Raw genomic sequence first — 6,785 nt, 5'->3', positions numbered from 1 at the left:
GCCACCCAAGCCAAGCACGAAAGGAAGCCACAACTCACCTGACCAGACCGAAAACCCCGCTCCTCCATCCACAACCCGGGTCAATTCCTCATGGCAATCCCGGGTCAGCTCTCACTGGCATTCAACACCTCGAACGGCCGCTTACAGTTGGCCCGTCAGTGCGGTCGGGTCGATTGTCAAGGTCGAGAAATCGACCGGACGGTACTGAGAAAAATCACGCGCTCTGTATTTCACAAGCGTGAAATTCTCTATGAATATGCAAGTCATTCTCAAATGAAAAATTAATTTTTTATATTCATGTACCGCGTTGACGGTGCCGTGTCCGATGATACTTAACATTTGATGGACACGATCATTGATCAGATTGACCGGCCAAATGTCCAAAGGCGTCCTCAGCGCCGGCTGCTGCTGTCGGCCGGCGCCGCGGCGCTCGTTGCCGGGGTCGGCGGCTTCGTCCTGGGCCAATGGCTCTCCCCGTCGCCGCCGGCCCCCGCCACGCCCGCGCCGCAGGAGAGCCTGCCGACGGAGGTCACGCTCTCGCCCGAGGCGGCGCAGAACTACGGCCTGCGCACCGCGCCCGCCGCCATGCAGCCGCTGGCCCGCAGCATCCGCGTGACCGGCACCGTCGGCTTCAACGAGCTGCGCCTCGCCCACATCCAGCCCCTCGCGCGCGGGCGGGTGCAGGCCATCGAGGTCGCGATCGGCGACCGCGTGCGCGCCGGCCAGCGCCTGGCGGTACTGGATGCGCTGGACCTGGCGGAGGCGCGCCACCAGCTCGCGGGCGCCGAGGCGGCGCTGAACCAGGCGCAGGCGGAGACGCAGACGGCCCGCGCCGCGCTGAACCGCGCCACCGAACTGGTCCGCAGCGGCGCGATCGCCCAGAGCGAGCTGGAGCGCCGCCGCGCCGAGATGGCGCGCGCCGATGCGGCGGTGGAGACGCGCCGGACGGAGGTGGAACACTGGCGGGAGATGCTGACCCGCTACAGCCCGGCCGGCCCGCCGGGGCAGGAGCCGGCGGACACCGTGTCCCTGCCGGGCCGCACGCCGAGCGACGCCCGCGGCGGCATCCTCGCGCCCTTCGACGGCGCGGTGCTGGCGGTGGGCGCGACGCCGGGGGAGCTGGTGGACACCAACCGCGAGATCTTCACCCTCGCCGACCTCTCGACCGTCTGGGTGATGGCCGACGTGCCCGAGCGTGAACTCGGTGCGGTGAAGCCCGGGGCGGCGGTCTCTATCGCCGTGGAGGCGTATCCCGGCCGCCGCTTCCCCGGCCGCGTCGCCTATGTCGCCGACCAGCTGGATGCCCGCACCGGCACGGCGAAGGTGCGCTGCGAGATCCCGAACCCCGACGGCGCGCTGAAGGTGAACATGTTCGCGACAGTCGAGATCGCGGCGCCGCTGGGCCGAGACGGGCTGGTGGTGCCGGAAGCGGCGGTGCAGGCGGTGGACAACCAGCCGGTGGTTTTCGTGCGGACCGGCGAGACCCGCTTTGCCCGCCGCGACGTGACACCCGGCCTGCGCCAGGGCGGCGCGACGGAGATCACTCAGGGATTGCAGCCGGGGGAGGTGGTGGCGACCGAGGGCAGCTTCCGCCTGAAGGCGCTGCTGCTGCAGAGCCGCGTGGAAGGCGATTGAGCCGGTGATCGCCCGCCTGACGGACGCCGCCATCGCCAACCGCACGGTCGTACTGGTGCTGGTCGGCCTGCTGGTCGCCATGGGCCTCTATGACCTGCGGCGCCTACCCATCGACGCGCAGCCCGACATCTCGCCCCGCCAGGTGCTGGTCATCACCCAGGCGCCTGGCCTTGGCCCGCCGGAGATGGAGCGCTTCGTCACCTTCCCGGTAGAGCTCGCCCTGCAGGGCCTTCCGCACATGGAGAACCTGCGCTCCGTCACACGCTATGGCCTTTCGGTCGTCTATGTCCGCTTCTCCGACGACACAGACATATACGCCGCGCGCAACCTGGTCTTCTCCCGCCTGCCCTCGGTGCAGGTGCCGCCGGAGGCGGGGGCGCCGCAGATGGGCCCGGTCTCCACCGGCCTCGGCGAGATCTACCAGTTCGAGGTGCGCGGAGAGGGCCGCAGCCTGATGGAGCTGCGCACCATCCTCGACTGGCAGATCGCCCTGCGCCTGAAGCAGGTGCCGGGCGTCATCGACGTCAACGTCAACGGCGGCGAAATGAAGACCTACGAGGTGCAGGTCGCCGCCGATGCGTTGACCCGCTACGGCCTCTCCCTCTCCGAGGTGTTCGCCGCCATCGAGCGCAACAACGGCGCCCGCGGCGGTGCGACGCTGGAGCGCAACGGCGAGCAAGCGGTGATTCGCGGGGAGGGACTGATTGCCAACCCGCAGGACATCGAGCGCATCGTGCTGCGCACCGGGGAGGGTGGCGTGCCGCTCTATGTCCGCGACATCGCCCGCGTGGTGCCGGCCGCCCGCCCGCGCCTCGGCGCCGTGACGCGCGACGGCCGCGGGGAGGCGGTGGTCGGCGTCGCGCTGATGCTGCTGGGCGAGAACACGCGGGAGGTCGGCGACCGCGTGAAGGCCGCCGTCGGCGAGATCGGCAAGAGCCTGCCGAAGGGCGTCGAGATCGCGCCCTACTACGACCGGTCCGACCTGATCACCCGCACCATCCATACCGTGGCGAAGAACCTGGTGGAGGGCGCGGCGCTGGTCGTCGTCGTGCTGCTGGTGCTGCTGGGCAATATCCGCGCCGGCCTCGTCGTCGCCGCCGCCATTCCGCTCTCGATGCTCGCCGCCTCCACGGCAATGTACTATGCTGGGATCTCCGGCAACCTGATGAGCCTGGGCGCCATCGACTTCGGCCTGATCGTCGACGGTGCGGTCGTGATGATCGAGAACGTCGTCCGCCGCCGCGGCGAGCAACCGGACCGGCCGATCGAGGATGTGGTGCGGGAGGCGGCGCATGAGGTCGGCCGCCCCATCGTCTTCGCCGTCACCATCATCACCGTGGTCTACCTGCCGCTGCTGAGCCTGCAGGGAGTCGAGGGCAAGATGTTCCGCCCCATGGCGCTGACTGTCGTCTTCGCCCTGGTCGCCTCACTGGTGCTGACGCTGGTGCTGATGCCGGTGCTGGCGACCTTCGCGCTGCGCGGGCGCGTGGCGGAGCATGACAGCCGCGCCATCGCCTGGGTGCGCCGGCGCTACGCCCCGCTGCTCGACGCCTCGGAGCGGCACCCGGCGCCGGCCATCGGCATCGCCCTCGCCCTGCTGGTCGCCAGCGGCCTGCTGGCGACGCGGCTCGGCGCCGAGTTCATCCCGCGCCTGGACGAGGGCGCGCTGGCCGTCACCATCACTAAACTGCCGAGCATCGGGCTGTCCACCGCCGTCGAGACCACGACGCTGGTCGAGAAGACGCTGCTAAGGTTTCCCGAGGTGGAGACGGTGGTCAGCCTCTCCGGCAGCTCGGAGATCCCGACCGACCCGATGGGCGTGGAGCAGAGCGACAGCTTCATCATCCTGAAGCCGCGCGAGCAGTGGCGGACGGCGCCGGACCGGGAGGGGCTGATCGCCGCCTATGCCGAGGCGCTGGACCGCGAGGTGCCGGGCCTGCAGCTATCCTGGTCGCAGCCGATCGAGATGCGCATGCAGGACCTGCTGCAGGGCGTCCGCTCCGACATCGCCGTCATCATCTACGGCGACGACCCGGCGGCGCTGCGCCGCGCGGCCGATGCGGTGGTGCAGGCGGTGGCGAAGGTGCCGGGGGCGGAGGACGTGAAGTCGGAGCAGACCGCCGGCCAGCCCTACCTGCGGATCATCGTGGACCGGGAGGCGGTGGCCCGCTACGGCCTGAACGCCGCCGAGGTCCTGGACGTGGTGGAGGCGCTAGGCGGCCGAACAGTGGGCACGCTGGTGGAGGGCAATGCCCGCTTCGACATCCGCGTCCGGCTGCGGCCGGAGGACCGGATGGACCCCGACCGCATCCGCGACCTCCGCATCGCCGACGGCAGCGGCCGGGCGGTGCCGCTGACGCAGCTGGCGCGCGTGGTGACAGAGGACGGACCGGCGCAGATCAGCCGCGAGAAGGGCCGGCGCCGCATCACGGTGGAGGCGAATGTCCGCGGCCGCGACATCGCCAGCTTCGTGGGGGAGGCGCAGGCGGCGGTGCAGGCCCAGGTCCGGCTGCCGCCCGGCTATTCCATGGAATGGGGCGGGCAGTTCCAGAACCTGCAGGAGGCGACGGCGCGGCTGACGGTGGTGGTGCCAGCGGCGCTGGCGCTGATCTTCGCGCTGCTCTTCCTCATGTTCCGCAGCGTCCGGCTGTCCGCGCTGATCTTCGTCAACATCCCCTTCGCCGCCACGGGCGGCGTCCTGGCGCTGTGGCTGCGCGGTCTGCCCTTCAGCATCTCGGCCGCCGTCGGCTTCATCGCGCTGTTCGGCATCGCGGTGCTGAACGGCGTGGTGCTGGTCAGCACCATCGTGGAGCAGCGGCGGGAAGGGAAGGACGCCATGGCCGCAGCGCGGGACGCGGCCATGCTGCGCCTGCGGCCGGTGCTGATGACGGCGACGGTGGCCAGCCTCGGCTTCCTGCCGATGGCGGTCTCGACCAGCGCCGGCGCGGAGGTGCAGCGGCCGCTGGCCACCGTGGTCATCGGCGGCCTGATCACCGCCACCATGCTGACGTTGCTGGTGCTGCCCACGCTCTATCCGCGGTTCGCCGGGCGGGGGCAATCGTCGCACTCAGATCCTGCGCCCCGCCCGGCCGCCGCGGAGTAGCGACGGTGCACAAAGTGTTCCTTGCCGCGGTCATGGCCGCGGTGGTCCCCGCTGCGGCCGCGGGCGATGCGCGGGCGCAACCAACGCCGCTGTCCCACCCACCGATGGCAGTGCCGCCCGAAGCCAATCCGCCGGCCACCACCCTCCGCCCGCCGCAGCTCGCGCCGGCTCCCCGCCGGGCGGAGCGGCCGCGCGAAGCGCCGCCGCTTCAGCCGAGCGGGCCTCGCACCTCACCGCCGATGGCGGTCTCGCCCATCGAAGCGTCGGGCCTGGCGCGGGACCTCGACGCCGCGCTCTCCATCGATGCCGCGGCGCGCGCCATCCAGGGCCAGCGGGAGGCGGTGCGGTCCCGCGATGCGCTGGTGCGCTCCCCCATCCCCGGCTCGCCCTTGCTGGGTGGCGATTTCCGGTCCGACGCGCGCGGGCCGGGCCGGGCCAACGAATGGAACGTGGAGGTGGCGGCACCGCTCTGGCTGCCCGGGCAGCGCGGCGCCCTCGCGGGCACGGTGAACGCCGGGGTGGAGGAGCAGGAGCGGCGCCTGGCGCTGCGGCGGCTGGAGCTGGCCGGGCTGCTGCGCGATGCTTATTGGGCGGTCGGTGCCGCCGAGTCCGAGCTGCGGGTGGCGCGCAACCGGCTGGCGACGGCGCGCGACATCGGCCGCGACGTGCAGCGGCGCGTGGAACTCGGCGACATCGCGCAGACCGAGGCGCTGCTGACCCGGAACGAAGAGTTGGCGGCGACGCTGGACCTGACGCGGGCCGAGGCTGCGGTTGCTGCCGCCCACGCCGCCTACCGCACGCTGACCGGCGGGAGCGAGGCGGCGCTGCAGTCGGCGGGTGGCAGCACAGGCCTGGCCGGCGCGCGGTCGGAGCCCGCCATGATGGACGCGGCCACCCACCCGGCGATCCGCACGGCGGAAGCGGCGCTGGCGACCGCCGAGGCGCGCGCCCGGCTGGTGCGGGCGACGCCGATGGACAACCCCGAACTGGGCGTCTTCACCCGCGGCCAGGGCGGGCTGGTGACCGAGCAGGGCACCTCGCTTGGCCTGCGCGTCCGCATCCCGCTGCCGAGCGAGGCGCGCAACGCCCCCCGCCGCGCCGATGCGGAGGCCGAGCGCACGCGGGCAGAGGGCGAGCTGATCCAGGCCCGGCGGGTGGTGGAGGGCGAGATCAGCCTCGCCCGCCTCGGCTTGGCCGCCGCGGCGCGGGCACGCGGCATCGCAGCCGACCGGCGCGCGGTGGCCGAACAACAATTGGCGACGGCGCGCACGGCCTTCCGCAGCGGCGAGATCGGTGCCTTCGACCTGTTCCGCGTGCGGCAGCTGCAGATCGAGGCCGCGGCCGGGGAGGCGCGGGCAGAGGTCGAGGCGGGGCGGGCGCGCAGCCGGCTGAACCAGGCACTGGGCTTGGCGCCGTAGATCAAGTCATGCTGATCACGAACTCCTCTACGCGACCTGCGGAACTGTCTGTCGAATGCTGAGTGAGTTCCGCTCGTCAAAATCCGCGACAGCTGCATGCATCTAAACAATTCTGACGTGCCAACATTGCAGGCTTCCAATCGCCATGTAAGCGTGATCAGAGTCCATCCGGGATCATATTGTTTTTTGACATAGCCATCGGAGCATACGACGGACGGAGGCCCAGCGCAGGAAGGCAAGCGCGCGGCGGTTCAAGCACTCCCAATCCTTGGCTAATCGTCGGCAGCGATTGGTCGACGTATACGTCGACGGCGATGGTGCGCTCGACAATCCAGCGCTTGGGTAGCACGACGAACTTGCGCGTCTGGGATCGCTTGACGATCTCGAGGTTGATGTGGCGGCAGGTCGTGAGCAGTCCGGCCTGGAAGGTGGCGCCCTGGTACCCGCCATCAGCGTAGAGCTTCAGCAGGAACAGATAGAGGCCAAACAGCGAGTCTATCAGCGTAAGCGCGGCGACGAGGCCCATCTTCCGAGGTGAGGCCTGAATGTGCTGGGTCGGCCTGGAGCGAGGAGCTTCAGGTCGACGTTATGGATAGCGTTAACGACGACGCGAAGGGTGTCGGGTATCG

General features: G+C 70.6%; 3 protein-coding genes and 1 pseudogene. 3 read left to right on the top strand and 1 reads right to left on the bottom strand.

The window, feature by feature from the left end; genetic code table 11:
* Positions 1-342 precede the first annotated feature (342 nt).
* From HJG45_RS28000 to HJG45_RS27990, 3 genes are all read left to right on the top strand, one after another.
* On the top strand, positions 343-1,635 hold the full coding sequence (locus HJG45_RS28000; protein ID WP_171617241.1) for an efflux RND transporter periplasmic adaptor subunit: 1,293 nt from the start codon (positions 343-345) through the stop codon (positions 1,633-1,635).
* 4 nt (positions 1,636-1,639) lie between these two features.
* The gene (locus tag HJG45_RS27995) at positions 1,640-4,738 is read left to right on the top strand and encodes an efflux RND transporter permease subunit (RefSeq protein WP_111472894.1); all 3,099 of its coding nucleotides are present in this window, start codon (positions 1,640-1,642) and stop codon (positions 4,736-4,738) included.
* A 239-nt stretch (positions 4,739-4,977) separates the two neighbouring features.
* Positions 4,978-6,156 (top strand): TolC family protein, encoded by a 1,179-nt coding sequence (locus tag HJG45_RS27990; protein ID WP_165839110.1) that lies wholly within the window; start codon positions 4,978-4,980, stop codon positions 6,154-6,156.
* Between the two features lie 174 nt (positions 6,157-6,330).
* Here the strand turns inward: HJG45_RS27990 and HJG45_RS27985 are convergent.
* Positions 6,331-6,649 (bottom strand): annotated as a pseudogene (locus tag HJG45_RS27985) (transposase); the annotation flags it as partial.
* Positions 6,650-6,785: the final 136 nt, after the last annotated feature.

The sequence above is a fragment of the Roseicella sp. DB1501 genome, assembly GCF_013112485.1.
Taxonomy (GTDB): domain Bacteria; phylum Pseudomonadota; class Alphaproteobacteria; order Acetobacterales; family Acetobacteraceae; genus Paracraurococcus.
This window is presented reverse-complemented; position numbering and strand designations above follow the sequence as displayed.